This window comes from Micromonospora antibiotica (assembly GCF_017599305.1).
Taxonomy (GTDB): domain Bacteria; phylum Actinomycetota; class Actinomycetes; order Mycobacteriales; family Micromonosporaceae; genus Micromonospora; species Micromonospora antibiotica.
Genome location: NZ_JAGFWR010000019.1, coordinates 92,738 through 113,504 on the forward strand (window position 1 = coordinate 92,738; position 20,767 = coordinate 113,504).

Genomic DNA, 20,767 nt, shown 5'->3' on the forward strand with positions numbered 1-20,767 from the left:
AGAAATGGCGACGAGCCGCCAGCGACGACGGAGGTATTTCCGTGGCCATCACCAGACTGCCGAGTGCCGGATTCTCGATCACGATCCGGATCGCGGTCCCCGCGGACGCCTCCTCGATCGGCCGGCTGACCACGTCGGTCGGCGAGGCCGGGGCGATCGTCACCGCGCTCGACGTGGTCGACTCCGACCCGACCCACGTGATCGTCGACCTCACCTGCGACACCGCCGACGCCGGCCACGCCGACCAGGTCGTCGAGGCGCTCACCGCGCTCGACGGGGTGGACGTGCGCAAGGTGTCCGACCGGACGTTCCTGCTGCACCTCGGCGGCAAGATCGAGGTGCACTCGAAGGTCGGGCTGCGGACCCGCGACGAGCTGTCCCGGGCGTACACCCCGGGGGTGGCCCGGGTCTGCATGGCGATCGCGGAGAACCCGGCGGACGCCCGGCGGTTGACCATCAAGCGCAACACGGTCGCCGTGGTCAGCGACGGCTCGGCCGTGCTCGGCCTGGGCAACCTCGGCCCGGCGGCGTCGCTGCCGGTGATGGAGGGCAAGGCGGCGCTGTTCAAGCGCTTCGGCGGGGTGGACGCCTGGCCGGTGGTGCTGGACACCCAGGACACCGACGAGATCGTGGCGATCGTCAAGGCCATCGCCCCCGCGTACGGCGGGATCAACCTGGAGGACATCGCCGCGCCGCGCTGCTTCGAGATCGAGGCCCGGCTGCGGGAGCTGCTGGACATCCCGGTCTTCCACGACGACCAGCACGGCACCGCGATCTGCGTGCTGGCCGCGCTGACCAACGCACTGCGCGTCGTGGGCAAGCAGCTCGCGGACGTCCGGGTGGTCGTCTCCGGGGCCGGCGCGGCCGGCACCGCGATCATGAAACTGCTGCTGCGCCAGGGCGTCGGCGACATCATCGCGTACGACCGGCAGGGCGCCCTGCACCGTGGGCTGACCGGCCTCAACCCGGCCTGGCAGTGGCTGGCCGAGAACACCAACCGGGACAACTACGCCGGCGACCTGGCCGGTGCGGTCCGGGGCGCGGACGTCTTCATCGGGGTCAGCGCCCCCAACCTGCTCACCGGCGACGACGTCGCCACCATGGCCAAGGACGCGATCGTCTTCGCGCTGGCCAACCCCGACCCGGAGGTCGACCCCCGGGAGGCCCGCAAGCACGCCGCGATCGTCGCCACCGGCCGCTCCGACCAGCCGAACCAGATCAACAACGTGCTCGCCTTCCCGGGCGTGTTCCGGGGCATGCTCGACGCGCACGCCGAGGAGTTCACCGAGGAGATGGCGATCGCGGCGGCCCGGGCCATCGCCGACGTGGTCGGCGAAGACAAGATCAACCCGACGGTGATCGTGCCGAGCGTCTTCGACTCCCGGGTCGCCCCGGCGGTCGCCGCCGCAGTCCGCGCCGCCGCCCAGAACCCGGCTGCGACGCCACCCCCGGCCGCCGACCCCGGCCCCGCCGACCTCCCCGAGGTAGCCGCCACCGCCAGCGCCACCCCCTGACCCCCTCCCCTCCCCCGCGAGCCCCACTCCCCGGCCGGCCGGCCGGCCCGACTCGGCTCGCCCCAGGCTCGGCTCGCCCCGGTGATCAAGAGGTTTACGTCAATCCGCCCGCCACCCATGACGCAAACCTCTTGATCACCACGCACCCTCCCCGCCCGGCCCCGGTGATCAAGAGGTTTACGTCACTCCGCCCGCCATCTTTGACCCGAACCTCTTGATCACCGCACGTCACCTCGTCAGGACCGGGTGATCAAGAGGTTTACGTCATCTGCCACGCCGGTTCTGACGCAAACCTCTTGATCAACGAGACGAGACGGGGTGAGGCGAGGCAGAGCGGGGTGGGGTGGGCGGTGGGGGTGGGGTCAGGGGAGGGTGAGGGTGCCGGTGGCCACGAGGATGGCGGGGCCGGCGAGCCAGCACGAGTCGGTGGTCACCGTGACCGTGAGGCGGCCACCGGGGACGTCGACCGCCACGACGCCGGTGTCCCGGGCGGCGTCGCGTAGCGCCACGGCGGCGACCGCGCAGGCGCCGGTGCCGCAGGAGAGGGTTTCCGCCGAGCCACGTTCGTAGACCCGCATCAGCACGTGGCCGTCGGTGCCGTCCAGCGGGGCACCGGGGGTGGTGAACTCGACGTTCACCCCGTGCGGGAAGACCCGGGGGTCGAATTCGGGCGCGCGGGTCAGGTCCAGGTCGGTCAGGTCGATGCCGGCCGGCAGGGCACAGACCAGGTGCGGGTTGCCGACGTCCACCGCCGTGCCGGGCAGGGTGAGCCCGCTCAGGGCGGCATGCGACGCGTCGTACAACCGGGGGCGGCGCATCTCGACGGCGATGGTGTCGCCGTCGACCCGGGCCCGCACCAGGCCGGCGCGGGTGGCCACCGGCAGGGTTCCGCCGGTGGGGGCGGCAAGGCCGGTCGCGAGCAGGTAGCGGACGAAGACCCGGGCCCCGTTGCCGCACATTTCGGCGAACGAGCCGTCGGCGTTCCAGTAGTCCATGAACCACTCGGCCTCATCGGCGAGGGCCACCCCGTCGGGGTGTTTCGCGGCGCGTACCACCCGTAACACGCCGTCGCCGCCGAGGCCGCGCCGTCGGTCGCAGAGCCCGGCGACCAGGTCGGGGGTCAGGTCGAGGGCGCCGTCCGGGTCGGGCAGGATGACGAAGTCGTTGCCGGTGCCGTGCCCCTTGGTGAACTCCACGCCCCCATCATGGCCGATGCCCGGCGACGACCTGCAGCGCAGTGTCGACAAACGTCGGCGCGGTCGGGTCCAGCCACTGGATGCGCTGGTCACGGCGGAACCAGGAGCGTTGCCGTCGGACGAACCGCCGGGTGGCCCGGACCGTCTCGTCGCGGGCCTGCGCCTCGTCGGTCTCCCCGGCCAGGAACCGCAGCACCTGCTGGTAGCCGAGGGCCCGGCTGGCCGTCCGGCCGTCGGCCAGGCCGTGCCCGCACAGCGTACGGACCTCGGCGACCAGCCCGTCGGCCCACATCCGGTCGACCCGCGCCGCGATCCGCTCGTCGAGCAGCGCGGTGTCGAGGTCGACGCCCAGCTGCACCGCCGGGTAGTACGGGGTCGGGTCGGGCAGCGAGGCGGTGAACGGCGCCCCGGTCAGCTCGATCACCTCCAGGGCCCGGACGATGCGTCGGCCGTTGCCGGGCAGGATGCCGGCCGCCGCGACCGGGTCCGCCCCGGCCAGTCGGGCGTGCAGCGGGGCCGGGCCGAGCTGCGCCAGTTCCGCCTCCAGCCGTCCGCGTACCGCCGGGTCGGTGCCGGGGAACTCGAACTGTTCGAGCACCGCCCGCACGTACAGGCCGGAGCCGCCGACGAGCAGCGGCACCCGCCCCCGGGCCAGGATGTCGTCGACCGCCGCGCGGGCCAGCCGCTGGTACTCGGCGACGCTGGCCGGCTCGGTGACCGGCCAGATGTCCAGCAGGTGGTGCGGCACCCCGTCCCGCTCCGCCGGGGTGAGCTTGGCGGTGCCGATGTCCATCCCCCGGTAGAGCTGCATCGAGTCGGCGTTGACCACCTCCCCGCCGAGGGCGTGCGCGAGGGCGATGCTCAGCGCCGACTTGCCCGCCGCGGTCGGCCCGACCACGGCGACGACCGTGCCGCTCACCGCGCCGCCCCGCCCGTGCCCACCCCGCCCGTCCCGGCCGGCCGGGACCAGGAGGCCACCAGGTAGCCCACCCCGTAGGGATGCGAGTGGTGGCGCAGTTCGCCGCGCCAGTCGCCGCCGGCCTCCCTCACCGCGCCGGCCAGCACCTGCCAGGCGGGCCGGCCGGCGGCCCCCAGCTGCGCCGAGACCACCGGGTCCAGGCCGAGCAGCGCGTCGGTGTCCGCGTCGGCCAGGGCCCGGGCAACCCCTTCGTCGTACGCCCCGGCGCGCGGGTCGTCGTAGCCGGGTGCCTTCGGCCCGTGGCAGGACGAGCCGTCGCCCAGCACCAGCAGGGCCCACGGCCCGTCCACCCGTAGGCCGGCCCCGAGGGCGGCACACCGGTCGACCGGTTCGTCGGACCCGATGCTCACCATCCGCCAGGCCACCGATGCCGGGGGGACGACCCGGTCGACCAGCCAGGCCCCGACCAGCAGACTCAGCGGCAGCCGATCGTCGCCGCTGCCGGGGTCGGCGGGGGCCGGTCCCCCGCCGAGGCGTACCGCCAGGGGCAGGCCCCAGGGGGCGAAGCTGCCTTGGCGGGGCAGGTCCAGTTCGACCGTGAGCTCTCCGGCGCCGACCAGCACGACGGTGCCCGCCCCGGCGGTGTGGAGGGCGGTGACGGCGGCGGTACAGGCGGCGCGCAGCTCCGCCAGCTCGGGCGCGGCGGCCCCGGCCAGCTCGGGCACGATCAGCGGCGGGTGCGGGCAGACGGCGGCGGCGACCAGAGGCACCAGGCAACGTTAGCGGCCCGGCACCGCCCGCCCCGCCTGCCCCACCACTACGGCAGCCCCACCACCGAACCGAGTCGGTCAGCAGCCCGACCTCAGCGCCCCGGCACCGCCCAACCCGCCTGCCCCACCACTGCAGCAGCCCGACGGCCGAACCGAGTCGGTCAGCAGCCCGACCTCAGCGCCCCGGCACCGCCCAACCCGCCTGCCCCAGCAGGCTGACCGCCGAACCGAGTCGGTCGGCAGCCTGGGGACGACCCGGCCGACGGCCCGACACCGGGAGCGACCCGCCCGGCGTCCGACGCCGGAACCAGCCGGTTCGGCAGGCCGCGGGGCGGGATCAGGCCGGTGGGCCGCCCCAGCCGCCCTGGACCATGGTCTGGAACCGCCACCGCCCGCCGGTGCGGACCATCAGGTCGGCGTAGCGCACCCGTTGGCGTTCGCCGTCGAGGGTGAACTCGGCCTCGGTGAGCACCACGGCCAGGCTCCGGGTGAGGAAGTAGGGCGTGCGGCGGCTCTCCATCCGCAGGTCGCCACCGCTGCCGAGCACGCCGCCCATCATCTCCAGGTAGGCCGCCCGGTCGAGCTGGCGGGCGGAGCCCTCCCCCGAGGCGTCGTCGGTGACGGTGTTCAGCGGGAACATCGCCAGCTCGGCGGTGCCGGCGACGTCACCCGCCTCGGCCAGGGCGTCGTAGTGGCGGAACCACGCGTCCAGCTCGGCGAGATCGGCCGCGTCGGGCACGAAACCGGGGTCGGCCGGGGGCGTCATCCGGGTGTGGGACTGGGTCATCCTGCTCCTCCTCGTCCGCCCGTCGATAGGGCGGCAGCATCTCGTACGGCCTACCGTACAGCGTACGGCGGAATGCGACACTCCCCCCACGGAGTCTGTGTGTGGGTGCTAGGACACCGTATGGTCACGGTCAGAGACAGGCGCTCGACGCGGACGGGGGCGGACCTGTGACAATGCCGGGAGCAAGTTGGCTGCGCCGTGGCGGCGATCGTGCGGGGTTTCCCGTCGACGCCGGGAGAACGAGGATGTGCACATGAGCGACTGGACTGCCTTCGGACGGGTGGACGCGGACGGCACCGTGTACGTGAAGACCAGCGAGGGCGAGCGGGTGGTCGGATCCTGGCAGGCGGGCGCCCCCGAGGAGGGGTTGACCCACTTCGCCCGTCGCTTCGCCGACCTGGTCACCGAGGTGGACCTGACCGAGGCCCGGCTCAACTCGGGTGCCGCCGACGCGGGTGGTTCGCTGAGCACGGTCCGGCGGATCCGTGGCTCGCTGGCCGAGGCGCACGTCGTCGGGGACATCGACGCCCTCGCCGCGCGCCTGGACAAGCTCGCCGTCGTGGCCGAGGAGAAGGCCGCCGAGGCGCGTGCCGCCCGGGAGGCCGCCCGGGGTGAAGCGCTCGCCCGCAAGACCGCCCTGGTCGAGGAGGCCGAACAGCTGGCCGCCGAGTCGACCGGCTGGAAGACCGCGGGTGACCGGCTCAAGGAGATCCTCGACGAGTGGAAGACCATCCGGGGGGTCGACAAGAAGGCCGACGGTGAGCTGTGGAAGCGGTTCGCCGCCGCCCGGGACGGCTTCACCCGGCGTCGGGGCGCCCACTTCGCCTCCCTCGACCAGCAGCGCAAGCAGGCGCACACGGCCAAGGAAGAGCTGGTCGCCGAGGCTGAGAAGCTCTCCGACTCCACCGACTGGGCGGCCACCGCCAACCAGCTCAAGGAGCTGATGAACCAGTGGAAGGCCGCCCCGCGCGCCTCCAAGGAGTCGGAGCAGAAGCTCTGGGAACGGTTCCGCGCCGCCCAGGACGCCTTCTTCAGCCGGCGCAGTGAGGTCTTCTCGGCCCGGGACAACGAGCAGCGGGCCAACCTGGAGCGCAAGCAGGCGCTGCTGGTCGAGGCCGAGGCGCTGGACGTCGACGGCGACCCGAAGGGCGCCCAGGCCAAGCTGCGGGAGATCCAGGCCCAGTGGCACGAGGCCGGCCGGGTGCCCCGGGAGGCGGCTGCCGGCCTGGAGCGGCGGCTGCGGGCCATCGACGACAAGGTCCGCGAGGTGATGGACTCGGCCTGGCGGCGGACCACCAAGGAGGACAACCCGCTGCTCGCGCAGATGCGGGCGCAGGTCGCCGAGGCCGAGGAGCGGCTCGCCCGGGCCCAGGCCGCCGGGGACGCCCGTCGGGTCAAGGAGGCCGAGCAGGCGCTCGCCTCCAAGCGGCAGTTCCTTCAGCTCGCCGAGCAGGCCGGCTGACCCCGAACGCCCCGGAAGCCCCCGCTCCCCTCGGGACCGGGGGCTTCCCCATGCCCCACCCCGGAAACCCACCCCACCCGAGCCCACCCCACCCGCCCCGCCGGGCACCCCCGCCCCGCCGGGCACCGCCGCCCCGCCGGGCACCCCCGCCCCGCCGGGCACGCCCCACCCCGCCGGGCACGGCCCACCCCGCCGGGCGGCCCCCGCCGGGCACGCCCGCCGAACCCGGCGGGCGAGATCGTGCTCGATCGTGGTTGTAGTGGTATCCCGACGATGCGATGCCACTACAACCAGGATCAGGCCCACCAGCACAACCGGGCTCAGCCCCACCAGGTCGGGTACCGGCACGCCCGCCCGGTGGTGAGCGCAGGGGCTGCGGTTGACGCATCGAGGCCGGCTGATCAGAATGGGCGGCAGAGCCAGGTCGATCCCGCCGGCGCGAGGGCACCGACGACGGACACCGTCGTCGGGAGTCGCCGGTGCACCGCAGCGAGTGGCCGCGTCCACGTGACCCGGCGTGCCGCGCACTGTCCGCGTACCCCCGCAGGAGCGGGACGGGCGGGCGGCGGCCGGTGAATCCCTGGTTTTCCGCCCGCGTCGCCGTCGCGACGCCGGGCATTCGAAGTGGAGCCCGTATGTACCGACCCCGCATCGTCGGCGCCGCGCTCACCGCGCTCGCCACCGCCGCGGCCGGCGTGCTCGTCGCCACGGCCGTCAGCACCACGCCGGCCGCCGCCGCAGTCGGCGGCACCGGCACCGGTTACCTGCACACGAACGGCAGCAAGATCGTCGACGCGACCGGCGCGACGGTCCGGCTGACCGGCATCAACTGGTTCGGCATGGAGACCGACAACCGGACGTTCCACGGCCTGTGGTCGAACAACCCGTGGCGCGGGCAGCTCGACAAGATGGCCAGCCTGGGCTACAACACGCTGCGCGTCCCGTACTCGAACGACTCGGTGAAGCCGGGCGCGACGGCCAGCGGGATCAACGACTTCGTCAACCCCGACCTGGTCGGGCTCTCGCCGTTGCAGATCCTCGACAAGGTGATCGCCTACGCCGGCAGCAAGGGCATGCGGGTCATCCTGGACCGGCACCGGCCGACGGCGGCCGGGCAGTCGCCGCTCTGGTACACCCCGACGGTCTCCGAGGCGACCTGGCTCGCCGACTGGAAGATGCTGGCCCAGCGGTACGCCGGCAACACCACGGTCATCGGCGCGGACCTGCACAACGAGCCGCACGCCGAGGGCACCAACCCGGCCGCGACCGGCGCCTGCTGGGGTTGCGGCGACACCACCCGGGACTGGCGGCTGGCCGCCGAGCGGGCCGGTAACGCCATCCTCGGGGTGCAGCCGAACTGGCTGATCTTCGTGGAGGGGGTGAGCTGCCCCAGCGGTGGCCTGTCGAACGTCTGGGACAACGACACCAGCAACGACGAGGACTGCGGCTGGTGGGGTGGCAACCTGTCCAAGGCCGGGCAGTTCCCGGTCCGGCTGAACGTGGCCAACCGGCTGGTCTACTCGCCACACGAGTACGCCACCAGCGTCTACGAGCAGAACTGGTTCAAGGCCGCCGACTTCCCGGCGAACCTGCCGGCGATCTGGGACAGGTACTGGGGTTACCTCTACAAGCAGAACATCGCCCCGATCATGATGGGCGAGTTCGGCAGCACCCTGGCCGACCCCCGGGACAAGGTGTGGCTGGAGAAGTTGATGGCATACACCGGCACCGGGGTCAACGGGATGTCCTTCACCTACTGGTCGTGGAACCCGAACTCGGGTGACACGGGAGGCATCGCGCTGGACGACTGGACCAACGTCAACACCGCCAAGCAGGCGATCCTCCAGCCGTACCTGATCCCGCCGGTGGGTGGCGGGACCGACCCGACCGGCACCCCGACGCCGACGCCGACCACCACCGGCCCGACGACGCCGCCGCCGACCACCACTCCGCCGCCGCCGACCACCACGCCCCCGCCGACCACCACCCCGCCGCCGCCGACCGGTGGCTGCACCGCCACCTACAAGCAGGTCAGCGCGTGGCAGGGTGGTTTCCAGGGTGAGCTGACGGTGAAGAACACCAGTTCGTCGGCGGTCAACCCGTGGTCGGTGACCTGGGCCTGGCCGGCCGGGGTCACCCTGGTCAGCGGTTGGAACGCCACCGTCACCCAGTCCGGCACGACGGTGACCGCCGCCGGGCCGGCCTACGCGCCGTCGCTGGCGGCGGGCGCGTCGGTCACCGTGGGCTTCACCGCCAACGGTACGGCCGCCGCCCCGGCCACGGTGAAGCTCAAGGGCACCGCCTGCTGAGCGGGGACCGTCCGTAGTGGCCACCGGCGGGTCGCCGGTCGACGTTGCCCGTCGACCGGCGACCCGCCTGCCGGATCACCGCCGCCGCGCGTCCGGCACGCCGATTTACATCTGCCACTGTCTATGCTTTGCTCGGGAAAGCGCTTGTCCGGGCTGCGGGCGCACCGCACGGGATCCACCTCGTACCGACCTGACCCCCTCGGCAGGGGCCGATCGGCGACGTCCCGGGTCACCGGCATCCACCGGTGGCTCTCCCGTCGACGGCAGCCTGTCCCACCCGAAAGGGACGCAGCATGCGCACACCCCGGCGTCGTACGACGCTGATCGCCGCCACCACCGTCGCCCTGCTCGCCACCGGTACGCTCACCGCCGTCGCCGCCCACGCCGCCCCCGGCTGCGCGGTCAGCTACACCGTCGGCGGGCAGTGGCAGGGCGGATTCACCGGCAACATCACCATCAGCAACCTCGGCGACCCGCTGTCGGGCTGGAGCCTGCGCTGGTCGTACTCGGCCGGCCAGACGGTCAGTGACGCCTGGAACGCCACCGTGGCCCAGAGCGGCAGCACGGTGACCGCCACCAACGTGGGCTACAACGGGAGCGTGCCGACCGGCGGCAGCGTCTCGTTCGGCTTCAACGGCACCTGGAACAACTCCAGCAACCCGGTCCCGACCAGCTTCACCGTCAACGGGGTGACCTGCACCGGGAGCACCGCCCCCACCGGTGCGCCGACCACCCCGCCGTCGGCCACACCCCCGCCGATGACGCCCCCGGCGACCACCCCGCCGCCCAGCGTGCCGCAGACCGGCCTGGTCGGCTGGGCCACCCAGAACGGCGGCACCACCGGCGGCGGCAGCGCGGGCGCGACGACCGTCTCCACCGCCTCGGCGCTGACCAGCGCGTTGAACGCCACCGGCGCGGCGGTGATCCGGGTCTCCGGCACCATCAACTGCTCGGGCATGCTGCGGGTCCGCTCCAACAAGACCGTGCTCGGCAACGCCGGGGCGACGATCGTCGGCTGCGGGTTCACCGTCAACGGCGACCGCAACGTGATCATCCGGAACCTGACGTTCCGCAACTGGAGCGACGACGCGATCAACGTGGAGAGTTCCGCCACCAACATCTGGATCGACCACAACACCTTCAGCAACGGCTACGACGGCACCGTCGACATCAAGCGCGGCTCGGACTTCGTCACCGTCTCCTGGAACCGGGTCTACAGCCACGACAAGACGATGCTGCTCGGGCACAGCGACGACAACGGCAGCCAGGACATCGGGCACCTGCGGGTGACCTACCACCACAACTGGTACGACGGCAGCAAGCAGCGCAACCCCCGGGTCCGCTTCGGCAACCCGGTGCACGTCTACAACAACTACTACTACAACAACGCCGGCTACGGCGTGGCGTCCACGATGAGCGCCGGGGTGCTCGTCGAGGGCAACTACTTCGAGAACGTCAAGGACACCTACCACCTCGGCGAGGCCGACTCCGGGCCGGGCAGCCTGGTGGCCCGTAACAACCACTTCGTCAACTCGCCCGCAGGGCAGACCGGCGGCAGCGTCGCCGGCATCCCGTACCAGTACACCCTGGACAGCGCGAGCAGCGTGAAGTCCATCGTGACGGCGGGTGCCGGCGCGGGCCGGATCTCGGTCTGACCGCGCACCGGTCGGGGTCCGCCGGTGGCGGGCCCCGACCGGGAGGTCAGTGCGCGGCGCAGCCGGTCGTCGGCGCGGGCGTCGCGGCCGGCGCACCGACCGTGGGCAACCCGAGCAGCACCCCGGGGGTACGCGGGGCGCGGCCGGCCTCGGCGGCGTCACCGGCCCGGGTGCGGCGGTGTGCCAGCGGGGCACCGTCGGCGTTGAGGTGGTGCGGGGCGGCGTAGGTGATGGTGGTGTGCACGATGTCGCCCGGTCGGATGGTGCCGGCCGCGCCCGGCTCACCGGCCGCCCCGGTGGCGAAGTGCACCAGTCGGCCGTCGCGGGCCCGGCCGGAGAGCCGGCCGGTGCGGTCGTCCTTGCGGCCCTCACCGACGGCGACCAGCACCTCGACGGTCTCGCCGACCAGACGCTTGTTCTCCGCCCAGGTGATCTCCTCGACGCAGGCGACCAGCCGTTCGTAGCGTTCCTGCACGACCTGCTTGGGCAGCTGGTCGGGCATGGTCGCGGCCGGGGTGCCGGGGCGCTTGGAGTACTGGAAGGTGAACGCCGACGAGAAGCGGGCCGCGCGGACCACGTCGAGGGTCTGCTCGAAGTCGGCCTCGGTCTCGCCGGGGAAGCCGACGATGATGTCGGTGGTGATCGCCGCGTCGGGCATCGCCGCCCGGACCTTCTCGATGATGCCGAGGTAGCGCTCCGACCGGTACGACCGGCGCATCGCCTTCAGCACGTCGTCCGAGCCGGACTGCAACGGCATGTGCAGCGAGTGGCAGACGTTGGGGGTCTCGGCCATCGCGGCGATCACGTCGTCGGTGAAGTCCTTCGGGTGCGGGCTGGTGAACCGGACCCGTTCCAACCCGTCGATCTCACCGGTCGCGCGCAGCAGCTTGCCGAAGGCGTACCGGTCACCGAACTCGACGCCGTAGGAGTTGACGTTCTGCCCGAGCAGGGTCACCTCCAGCACGCCCTCGGCGACCAGGGCGCGCACCTCGGCGAGGACGTCGCCGGGGCGGCGGTCCTTCTCCTTGCCGCGCAGGGCGGGCACGATGCAGAACGTGCAGGTGTTGTTGCAGCCCACCGAGATCGACACCCAGCCGGCGTACGTCGACTCGCGCCGGGTCGGCAGGGTGGACGGGAAGACGTCGAGGGATTCGAGGATCTCCACCTCGGCGGCGGTGTTGTGCCGGGCCCGTTCCAGCAGCACCGGCAGCGAGCCGATGTTGTGGGTGCCGAACACCACGTCCACCCAGGGTGCCTTGCGGACGATGTCGCCCCGGTCCTTCTGGGCCAGGCAGCCGCCGACGGCGATCTGCATCCCCGGGTGCCGGGCCTTGACGGGGCGCAGGTGACCGAGGTTGCCGTAGAGCCGGTTGTCGGCGTTCTCCCGGACGGCGCAGGTGTTGAACACCACCACGTCCGGGTTGTCGTCGGCGTCGGCGACCCGCACGTAACCGGCCTGTTCGAGCAGGCCGGAGATGCGCTCGGAGTCGTGCACGTTCATCTGGCAGCCGTACGTGCGCACCTGGTAGGTGCGCGGGCTGCCCACGGCTGCGGTAGTCATGACACGCACAGCGTATCCGGGCCGCCCGACCGGGGCCGACCGGGAAGACCCCGACGAGGAGGAACCATGTGCCGGAGCATCAAGACCCTGCGTGAGCCGTACGTCCCGACGGTCACGCCGGCCGACATCGAGGCGGCGGCGTTGCAGTACGTCCGCAAGGTGTCCGGTTTCCGGGCCCCGGCCGCGCACAACGCCGCGGCGTTCGAGGCGGCGGTGAGCGCGGTGACCGCCGCCACCGCGACCCTGCTGGACCAGTTGCAGGTCCGGGGCACCCGCCCCACCGTCGCCCCCTGACAGCCGGGCCCCGGGCCGTCGCCCCCCTGACCCGCCGCGCCCCGGGCCGTCGCCCCCTGACCCACCGGGCCCCGGGCCGTCGCCGTCTGACCCGCCGGGCCCCGGCCGCACCGCCACGGACCGGGCGGTGGCCCTGGGTGCACGGGCCGTCGGGCGGGGGTCGGTCAGGCGGCGGCCAGGGCCGGGTTGACCGAGTCGGGTGCCCAGCGCGAACGGCAGCACCGCGACCAGCCCCGACAGCCCGGGTGCGCCAGGGTGCAGAGCCGGCGCGCGGAGAGCACCTCACCGTCGTCGGTCTCGGTGACCTCGAAGTGCACCGGGCGGATCGTGCCTCCCGGGGCGACCAGCAGGTGCCGGCCGGCGTCGAGGGTGTCGTCGGCCAGCAGGCAGTCCCGGTCGAGCAGCCGGGCCAGCGCGGCGACCGCGCTCAGCTCGTGCAGCGACTCGGGTACGCCGTAGCAGTCGACGATCGTCCCGAACTCCCCCGGGGCCTCCCACACGTCGCAGATCACCGCGTACGTGGGCAGCCGGGCCGGGTCGGCCACGGCCAGGGGCATCACCACCCGTCCGAGCGCCTCGGCCAGGGCCGGGTACACCTCCACGGGTGCGGCCCGGTCGATTCTCCAGTTCCACAGCTCGGTCATGCCGCCTCCTCGCTGCGTTAGTCCCACCGGCCTCCGGATCGGGCCTTACTCACGATGGTGGGGGGCATTTGCCCACGGCCGGGGGCAAGTTACCGGTCTGTGACCATTCCGGGCAAAATTTCCTAGCGCCGCATTGCCCGGAGTAGCGGGAAGATGACAGTTTATCGGGTACGGTGCCCCGCCGAACCGGCCGACCGACGGCCCAGCCCACCCGGCGCGGCGTCGGAAGCCCGGGCCCGCCACCGGCGCCAGGGGGCGGCAGTCAGCGGTCAGGGGGCGGCGGTCAGCCGTCAGCGGTTAGGCATCAACGGCACGCGTCAGCGGATGACGACCATCGACTCGCCCCGGGGCAGCAGCTCGCCGATCACCGTGCCGCCGGGCACCTCGCCGGCCAGCAGCAGCCCCCCGGAGGTCTGCGCGTCGGCCAGCAGCAGCCGGTCCGCCTCCCCGGTCGACCCGAACCCGGTCCACGGGCCCACCCAGTCCAGGTTGCGGCGGGTGCCGCCGCTGACGTGCCCGTCGCGCACCGCCTGGCGGGCACCGGGCAGGTAGGGCACCCGGGCGGCGTCGATGGCCACCGTCAGGCCGCTCGCCCGGGCCAGCTTCGAGGCGTGCCCGAGCAGCCCGAAACCGGTCACGTCGGTGCCGCAGCGGATACCCGCCGCGACGGCGGCGCGGGCCGCGTCCCGGTTGAGGGTGGTCATCGACGCCACCGCCTCGGCGGACACCTCACCGGTGGCCTTGTGCCGGGTGTTCAGCACCCCGACGCCGAGTGGCTTGGTCAGCGACAGCGGCAGCCCGGCCCGCCCGGCGTCCAGGGTGATCAGCTCCTCGGGGTGGACCAGCCCGGTCACGGCCAGCCCGTACTTGGGGCCGTCGTCGTCGACGCTGTGCCCGCCGGCCAGGTGGCAGCCGGCCTCCCGGGCCACGTCCTGACCGCCGCGCAGCACCTCCCGGGCCAGCTCCAGCGGGAGGGTGTCCCGGGGCCAGCAGAGCAGGTTGATGGCGACCAGCGGGGTGCCGCCCATGGCGTACACGTCGGAGAGGGCGTTCGCGGCGGCGATCCGCCCCCAGTCGTAGGCGTCGTCGACGACCGGGGTGAAGAAGTCGGCGGTGGTGACCAGGCCGGTCCGCTCGTCCAGCCGGACCACCGCGGCGTCGTCGCCGTGGTCGAGACCGACCAGCAGTTCGGCGGTGCCGGTGGCCGGCCCGAGGCCGGCGACCATCGCCTCCAGTTCCCCCGGTGGGATCTTGCAGGCGCAGCCGCCACCACGCGCGTACTCGGTCAGCCGGATCCGCTCGGTCATCGCCCCATGATCTCCGTCACCCGGTCCACCCGCCACCCGACCGGCCCGTCGGGTGCCGAAATTCGGACGCCGGAGCACACCCGACACCGGTGTTACCTCTCCGTGACCCGTTGGGTTGCGATCCGCCACGTCGCCCCGCCTACAGTGGCCCAACCGGGGGTCGACCGACCCCGCTTTCCGGTACGACGACAGGGACGGTGGACGACGTGGCGACCGGCGAACCGCTGATCGTGCTGGACAAGGTCAACAAGTGGTTCGGCCCACTGCACGTGCTCGACGACGTGTCACTCTCGGTGGGCAAGGGCGAGGTCGTGGTGGTGATCGGGCCGTCCGGCTCCGGCAAGTCGACACTCTGCCGGACGATCAACCGGCTGGAGCCGATCAACGACGGGACGATCACCTTCGACGGCCAGCCGCTGCCGGCCGAGGGGCGGGCGCTGGCGAAGCTGCGCAGCGAGGTCGGCATGGTCTTCCAGTCGTTCAACCTCTTCGCCCACAAGACCATCCTGGAGAACGTCACCCTCGGGCCGGTCAAGGTCCGCAAGGAGAAGCCGGCCGCCGCCCGCGAGCGCGGCCTGGCCCTGCTCGACCGGGTCGGCATCGCCAACCAGGCCGACAAGTACCCGGCCCAGCTCTCCGGCGGCCAGCAGCAGCGGGCGGCGATCGCCCGCGCGCTGGCCATGCAGCCCAAGGCGATGCTCTTCGACGAGCCGACCAGCGCCCTCGACCCGGAGATGGTCGGCGAGGTGCTGGATGTGATGACCTCACTGGCGAGCGAGGGCATGACCATGGTGGTGGTGACCCACGAGATGGGCTTCGCCCGGCACGCCGCCAACCGGGTGATCTTCATGGCCGACGGGCAGCTCGTCGAGGACGCCCCGCCGACGGAGTTCTTCGCCAACCCGCGCAGCGAGCGGGCCCGGGACTTCCTCTCCAAGATCCTCACGCACTAGGCGTCCGTAGTGGAGCGTGCCGGTCACCGGTGCATTCCGACGAAGAAGGAGATCAGTATGCGTATGAAGCGCGTGGCGGCAGTCGCCGCGGCGGCTACTCTGGCGCTCGGCCTGGCCGCCTGCGGCGGCGACGACGCCGACGAGGGCACCGGTTCCGGCAGCAAGTCCTTCGCCGCCGGCAGCACCATGGAGAAGCTCAACAAGGCGCAGAAGATCAAGATCGGCACCAAGTTCGACCAGCCCGGCTTCGGCCAGAAGGGCCTGTCGGGCAAGCCGGAGGGCTTCGACGTCGAGGTGGCCAAGCTCATCGTCAAGGAGCTGGGCATCCCCGCCGACAAGATCGAGTACGTCGAGACGCCGTCGAAGGTCCGCGAGGACGTCATCGTCAACGGCACCGTCGACCTGGTCGCGGCGACCTACACGATCAACGACAAGCGCAAGGAGCGGATCGCCTTCGCGGGGCCGTACTACGAGGCCGGCCAGAACATCCTGGTCAAGAAGGACGACGCCACCATCACCGGGCCGGACTCCTTCAAGGACGGCACCAAGAAGGTCTGCTCGGTGACCGGGTCCACCCCGGCCGAGGAGATCAAGAAGTACGTCAAGGACGTCGGCACCCAGCTCGTGCTCTTCGACACGTACGACAAGTGCCGCGACGCCCTCAAGGGCGGCCAGGTCGACGCCGTCACCACCGACAACGTGATCCTGCTCGGCTACATCGCCAAGGACGAGTCGTCGTTCAAGCTGGCCGGCGAGAACTTCACCAAGGAGCCGTACGGCATCGGGGTGAAGAAGGAGGACAACGACTTCCGCAACTTCGTCAACGACACGCTGGAGAAGGCGTTCAACGACGGCAGCTGGAAGAAGGCGTGGGACGACACCGCCGGCAAGTTCGGCGCGGAGCTGGGCACCGCGCCCACCGTCAACCGTTACTGATCTGACCTCGATCTGGAGGGTGGGGAGGAACACCGGCCCGTGAGTGTGCTCATCGACAAGTTCGACGTCTTCGCGGGTGGTTTCTGGCTCACCCTCCAGATCTGCGTCCTCGCCGCGGTCGGCGCCCTGATCCTGGGTGCCGTCCTGGCGGTGCTGCGCATCTCGCCGGTGCCGCCGCTACGCGCCGTCGGCACCGCGTACGTGAACATCTTCCGGAACATGCCGCTGACCGTGGTGATGTTCTTCGCCGCATTCGGCCTGCCGGCGCTCGGCTCCAACGCCGACTTCCTGCGCATCCCCGTGCTGGATTCGCTGTTCACCCGGCTCGGCACCGACCTGCCGTACTTCCGGTTCGCGCTGATCGCCCTGGTGCTCTACACCGCCGCGTTCGTCTGTGAGGCGCTGCGCTCCGGGGTCAACGCGGTGCCGCCGGGTCAGGCCGAGGCGGCCCGGTCGCTCGGCCTGACCTTCGGCCAGAACCTGCGGCACGTGGTGCTGCCGCAGTCCTGGAAGGCGTCGGTGGTGCCGCTCGGCTCGGTGATCATCGCGATGATCAAGAACTCGGCGCTGGTCGGCTTCTTCGGCGTGGTCGGCGACCTGTCCCAGAGCGCCGACCAGCTCACCTCCGCCGAGGGCTACGCCTTCATCCCGGTCGCCATCGGCATCTCGATCGGCTACCTGATCATGACCGTGCCGCTCGGCGCACTGCTCGACCGGCTGGAGAAGCGACAGGCGGTGGCCCGATGAGTCAGCAGACCAGCGTCCTGTACGACGTCCCCGGCCCGCGCCAACGCCGGATCACCCTGATCAGCAGCATCGTCGCCACCGTGCTGCTGGCCGTCGGCGCGTACTTCCTGATCTACCGTCCGCTGGACGACAAGGGTCAGTTCTCGATGGAGCTGTGGGGTCCGCTGGTCGACCCCTCCCACGAGAACTTCTCCCAGGTGTGGGACCGGATCGGCTTCGGGCTGAAGAACACCCTGACCGCCGCCGTGCTGGCCATCGTCGCGTCGCTGGTGGTCGGCACCCTGCTCGCGATCCTCCGCATCCAGCTCAAGAGCCTCACCCGGCGACGCTTCACCGGGATGGCCACCCCGGTGGCCTACCTGCTGCGCGGGCTCAGCGCCACCCTCTCGGCGGTCACCCGGGTCTGCGTCGAGGTGTTCCGGGGCCTGCCGGTGGTGCTCACCATCTTCTTCGTGGCCCGGGGCTTCCCCGAGTTCGGCATCTCCTTCGACTCGCTGTGGTACCTGGTCATCGGCCTGACCGTCTACAACTCCGTGGTCATCGCCGAGATCCTGCGCTCCGGCATGGAGGGGCTGCCCGGCGGGCAGGCCGAGGCCGCCGCCGCGATCGGCCTCTCCCCCGCCCAGACCACCCGGATGATCCTGCTGCCCCAGGCGTTCCGGATCATGCTGCCGGCGCTGATCAGCCAGCTCGTCGTGGTACTCAAGGACACCTCGCTGGGCTTCATCATCAGCTACGAGGAGACCCTCAACATCGGCAAGCAGCTCATCGGCGTGCTGGACAACCCGATCCAGGTCTACGTGGTGATCGCCGCGCTGTTCATCCTGGCCAACTACTCGCTGTCCAAGCTGGCCCAGTTCGTCCAGCGGCGGCTGTCCCGGGGCCGCAAGTCCGTCGGGAAGGCGGCCCCGCCGCCCCCGGCCGCCGCGCTCACCTCCCAGGCGGAGGGCGCGGGCGGCATCTGAACCACCCCGCACGGCACGAGGGCCGGCCCGGAGATCCGGGCCGGCCCTCGTGCCGTGTCGTTCGGTGGTCACCGTGGTCGCGGGTTCCCCTCGTCGCCCGGTGCGGCCGGTGCCGCCATCCGGTGGCCGGTCACCGGGCGATCTCGGTGACCCGGGACTCCCGGACCACGGTCACCCGGATCTGCCCCGGGTAGGTCAGCTCCTCCTCGATCTGCTTGGCCACGTCCCGGGCGAGGACCGCCGCGCCGATGTCGTCGACGTCGTCCGGCTTGACCATCACCCGGATCTCCCGGCCCGCCTGCATCGCGAAGACCTTCTCCACGCCGAGCTTGCCGGCGGCGATCTCCTCGATCCGTTCCAGCCGCTTGACGTACGCCTCCAGGCTCTCCCGCCGGGCCCCGGGCCGCCCGCCCGAGCAGGCGTCGGACGCCTGGGTGAGGACCGCCTCGATGGTCTGCGGCGGCACCTCGTTGTGGTGCGCCTCGATGGCGTGCACCACGTCCTCGCTCTCGCCGTACTTGCGGGCCAGGTCGGCGCCGATGATGGCGTGGCTGCCCTCCACCTCGTGGGTGAGCGCCTTGCCGATGTCGTGCAGGAACGCCGACCGTTTGATGGTCGGCACGTCCAACCGCAGCTCGGCGGCCATGATCCCGGCGATGTGCGCGGTCTCCACCAGGTGCTTGAGCACGTTCTGCCCGTACGACGTGCGGTAGCGCAGCCGGCCGAGCAGGGTGACCAGCTCGGGGTGGATCTCGGTGATGCCCACCTCCACCAGGGCATCCTCGGCGGCCCGGTGGCACAGCTCCTCCACCTCCTGCCGGGCGAGGTCGTGCACCTCCTCGATCCGGTGCGGGTGGATCCGCCCGTCGAGGATCAGCTTCTCCAGGGTGAGCCGACCGACCTCCCGGCGTACCGGGTCGAAGCAGGACAGCAGCACCGCCTCGGGGGTGTCGTCGATGATCAGGTTGACTCCGGTCACCGACTCGAAGGCGCGGATGTTGCGCCCCTCCCGGCCGATGATCCGCCCCTTCATCTCGTCCCCCGGCAGGTGCAGGACGCTGACCACGCTCTCGGCGGTCTGCTCGCTGGCCACCCGCTGGATGGCGTCCACCACGATGTGCCGGGCACGTTGCTCGGCGGTGTTGCGGGCGTCGGACTCGATGTCCCGCACCAGCAGCGCCGCCTCCCGCTTCGCCTGGGTCTCGATCACCTCGATCAGCTCCGTGCGGGCCGACTCGGCGGTCAGCCCGGCGACGCGTTCCAGCTCCCGCCGGCGCTGCTCCTCGGCCACGGTCAGCGCGGCCTCCCGGGCACTGATCGCCGCCTCCCGCTCGGCCAGCGCGGCACTGGCGGCGGTGAGCTGCCGCTCGCGTTCGGCCAGCCGCTCCACCTCCTCGGTGTGCAGCCGCTCCCGCTCGTCCATCCGGGCGGCCCGGCGTTCCACCTCGGCCGCCTGCTCCCGTGTCGTCGCGGCGAGCACCGCCACCTCACGCTCACCGCTGCGCCGGGCGCTGGCCCGCAGCTGCTCCGCGTCCGCCTCGGCCTGTTTGTGGGCGCGTTCCAGGACGGTGTCCGCCTCGGCACGGGCGTCGTCGAGGACCCGGCGGGCCTCCGCCCGGGCCGACTTCGCCTCCGCCTTGGCCCCGGCCGCCTCGGCACGGGCTGCGGAGGCGGCGGACTTCGCCACGTCGATGGTGCTGTTCACCTCGTCGGCGGCGGTCCGCAGGGCGGCCAGGGACTGTTCCTGGCGGTCCTTCTCGGCGATGAAGGCGGGGTCCTCCGGGGCGGGGGCGGCACCGATGCGACGCAGCGCCCGTACGCCGATCAGGACGGCGCCGACCACGACCAGGGCGAGGACCCCGACGACGATCAGGAGCACCACGTCGAAGGTGTTCATGCCGGTGTCCCGTCACCGGGGCCGGTGGGCCGCCACACCGCGTCGGCGCACCCGCGCTCGCCACCGCCTGCTGGGGACCCCCGGTCCCTGTGCCGACCCGCCATGGTCGTGCCTCCCCAAACGTCTACGCCGCAGGGGAACCGTGCCGACGGGCACGCACCTCTGCGGCTCTGGACGCCCGACCGAGCGGCTGGCCGTGGGGATAGCTCTCCGTCGGCGGTGCCCATGCGGCATCGCCGACAGCCGGGTGCAGTTGTCGGGTCGGCTCCGGACCGGCTGTCCGGAACGACCGTCAAGGCCGGTGGAGCTGGCCAAAGTGATGCTGTTCTGTTACGAGATCTATGTTGTGCGCTTAGCCTGCGCTGGTCGGGCAAAGTGAGCCTGTATGGCGAGGCTAGGTCTCGGAAGGCCGATCGGTCAAGAACTCATGATCAAACCCCCCGAACGGAGAGAGTTGGCAACGTCACCCATTGGTGATCCAAATCCGGACACCAAGCCATAAAACTTCCGTTTCGGCCGCTCGTCGGCCGCCTTCCGGCCGCTATTCACCTTCGGCACCTGGCGGCTCACCGCGCCCCGGCGTCTCTCCACTCCGCTTGCCGTCCGGACCGGGGCCGCCCTCCGGCCGAGCGCCCACACCCCGCGCCGCAAGATCGCACTGTTTCCTGGTTGTAGTGGCCTCCGAAACGACGGATACCACTACAACCAGGTTCGAGCACGATCTTGCGGGGGGGGTGTCCCTATGGGTTTCGTCAAGCGGGGACGGGGCTGGTGGGGCGGGGTTGGTAGGGGATCTTGTCGCGGAGCATGGCGTATAGGACGTCGCAGCGGCGTCGGGCGAGGCAGATGAG

At 72.0% G+C, this 20,767-nt stretch carries 17 protein-coding genes; 9 read left to right on the forward strand and 8 right to left on the reverse strand.

The window, feature by feature from the left end; all coding sequences use genetic code 11:
- Nucleotides 1-41: 41 nt before the first annotated feature.
- Nucleotides 42-1,514, forward strand: coding sequence for an NAD-dependent malic enzyme (locus JQN83_RS24830; protein ID WP_208569565.1), 1,473 nt, complete (start codon nucleotides 42-44; stop codon nucleotides 1,512-1,514).
- A 362-nt stretch (nucleotides 1,515-1,876) separates the two neighbouring features.
- On the opposite strand, the gene dapF is transcribed toward JQN83_RS24830, so the two are convergent.
- The 4 genes from dapF to JQN83_RS24850 form a co-directional block, all read right to left on the reverse strand.
- Nucleotides 1,877-2,710, reverse strand: coding sequence for a diaminopimelate epimerase (gene dapF, locus JQN83_RS24835; RefSeq protein ID WP_208569566.1), 834 nt, complete (start codon nucleotides 2,708-2,710; stop codon nucleotides 1,877-1,879).
- Between the two features lie 7 nt (nucleotides 2,711-2,717).
- Entirely contained in the window at nucleotides 2,718-3,680 is a 963-nt protein-coding gene (gene miaA, locus JQN83_RS24840) for a tRNA (adenosine(37)-N6)-dimethylallyltransferase MiaA (protein WP_244253154.1), read from the reverse strand.
- A complete protein-coding gene (locus tag JQN83_RS24845; RefSeq protein ID WP_208569567.1) occupies nucleotides 3,626-4,399 on the reverse strand; it encodes a class III extradiol dioxygenase subunit B-like domain-containing protein in 774 nt (257 codons plus the stop codon). Before JQN83_RS24845 ends, miaA begins: the two co-directional genes overlap by 55 nt.
- Nucleotides 4,400-4,736: 337 nt before the next feature.
- Nucleotides 4,737-5,186, reverse strand: coding sequence for a hypothetical protein (locus JQN83_RS24850; RefSeq protein ID WP_244253123.1), 450 nt, complete (start codon nucleotides 5,184-5,186; stop codon nucleotides 4,737-4,739).
- Between the two features lie 253 nt (nucleotides 5,187-5,439).
- On the opposite strand from JQN83_RS24850, the gene JQN83_RS24855 reads away from it, so the two are divergent.
- From JQN83_RS24855 to JQN83_RS24865, 3 genes are all read left to right on the forward strand, one after another.
- Entirely contained in the window at nucleotides 5,440-6,648 is a 1,209-nt protein-coding gene (locus JQN83_RS24855) for a DUF349 domain-containing protein (RefSeq protein WP_208569568.1), read from the forward strand.
- 635 nt (nucleotides 6,649-7,283) lie between these two features.
- Nucleotides 7,284-8,957, forward strand: coding sequence for a cellulase family glycosylhydrolase (locus JQN83_RS24860; RefSeq protein WP_208569569.1), 1,674 nt, complete (start codon nucleotides 7,284-7,286; stop codon nucleotides 8,955-8,957).
- Nucleotides 8,958-9,250: 293 nt separating this feature from the next.
- Entirely contained in the window at nucleotides 9,251-10,612 is a 1,362-nt protein-coding gene (locus tag JQN83_RS24865; protein ID WP_208569570.1) for a pectate lyase family protein, read from the forward strand.
- 46 nt (nucleotides 10,613-10,658) lie between these two features.
- Here JQN83_RS24865 and miaB read toward each other — a convergent pair whose 3' ends face one another.
- Entirely contained in the window at nucleotides 10,659-12,173 is a 1,515-nt protein-coding gene (miaB, locus tag JQN83_RS24870) for a tRNA (N6-isopentenyl adenosine(37)-C2)-methylthiotransferase MiaB (protein WP_208569571.1), read from the reverse strand.
- A gap of 66 nt (nucleotides 12,174-12,239) precedes the next feature.
- Between miaB and JQN83_RS24875 the strand changes: the two genes are divergently transcribed.
- Nucleotides 12,240-12,467, forward strand: a complete 228-nt coding sequence (locus JQN83_RS24875; RefSeq protein ID WP_208569572.1) for a DUF2277 family protein — start codon at nucleotides 12,240-12,242, stop codon at nucleotides 12,465-12,467.
- Nucleotides 12,468-12,631: 164 nt separating this feature from the next.
- On the opposite strand, the gene JQN83_RS24880 is transcribed toward JQN83_RS24875, so the two are convergent.
- Both JQN83_RS24880 and selD read right to left on the reverse strand, forming a co-directional pair.
- Nucleotides 12,632-13,111 carry a hypothetical protein gene (locus JQN83_RS24880; protein WP_145918479.1) on the reverse strand — a complete coding sequence of 160 codons (480 nt, stop codon included), beginning with the start codon at nucleotides 13,109-13,111 and terminating at the stop codon, nucleotides 12,632-12,634.
- Nucleotides 13,112-13,428: 317 nt separating this feature from the next.
- On the reverse strand, nucleotides 13,429-14,418 hold the full coding sequence (gene selD, locus JQN83_RS24885; protein ID WP_208569573.1) for a selenide, water dikinase SelD: 990 nt from the start codon (nucleotides 14,416-14,418) through the stop codon (nucleotides 13,429-13,431).
- Between the two features lie 197 nt (nucleotides 14,419-14,615).
- Between selD and JQN83_RS24890 the strand changes: the two genes are divergently transcribed.
- Genes JQN83_RS24890 through JQN83_RS24905 form a run of 4 tightly spaced genes read left to right on the forward strand, consistent with a single transcriptional unit; the run spans nucleotide 14,616 to nucleotide 18,019 of the window.
- The gene (locus tag JQN83_RS24890) at nucleotides 14,616-15,371 is read left to right on the forward strand and encodes an amino acid ABC transporter ATP-binding protein (RefSeq protein ID WP_281899615.1); all 756 of its coding nucleotides are present in this window, start codon (nucleotides 14,616-14,618) and stop codon (nucleotides 15,369-15,371) included.
- Between the two features lie 57 nt (nucleotides 15,372-15,428).
- Nucleotides 15,429-16,307 carry a glutamate ABC transporter substrate-binding protein gene (locus JQN83_RS24895; protein ID WP_208569574.1) on the forward strand — a complete coding sequence of 293 codons (879 nt, stop codon included), beginning with the start codon at nucleotides 15,429-15,431 and terminating at the stop codon, nucleotides 16,305-16,307.
- Between the two features lie 39 nt (nucleotides 16,308-16,346).
- Nucleotides 16,347-17,054 (forward strand): amino acid ABC transporter permease, encoded by a 708-nt coding sequence (locus JQN83_RS24900; protein WP_208569575.1) that lies wholly within the window; start codon nucleotides 16,347-16,349, stop codon nucleotides 17,052-17,054.
- Nucleotides 17,051-18,019 carry an amino acid ABC transporter permease gene (locus tag JQN83_RS24905; RefSeq protein WP_208569576.1) on the forward strand — a complete coding sequence of 323 codons (969 nt, stop codon included), beginning with the start codon at nucleotides 17,051-17,053 and terminating at the stop codon, nucleotides 18,017-18,019. Before JQN83_RS24900 ends, JQN83_RS24905 begins: the two co-directional genes overlap by 4 nt.
- A gap of 130 nt (nucleotides 18,020-18,149) precedes the next feature.
- Here the strand turns inward: JQN83_RS24905 and rny are convergent, their stop codons facing one another.
- Nucleotides 18,150-19,916, reverse strand: coding sequence for a ribonuclease Y (gene rny / locus JQN83_RS24910; RefSeq protein WP_208569577.1), 1,767 nt, complete (start codon nucleotides 19,914-19,916; stop codon nucleotides 18,150-18,152).
- Nucleotides 19,917-20,767 lie beyond the last annotated feature (851 nt).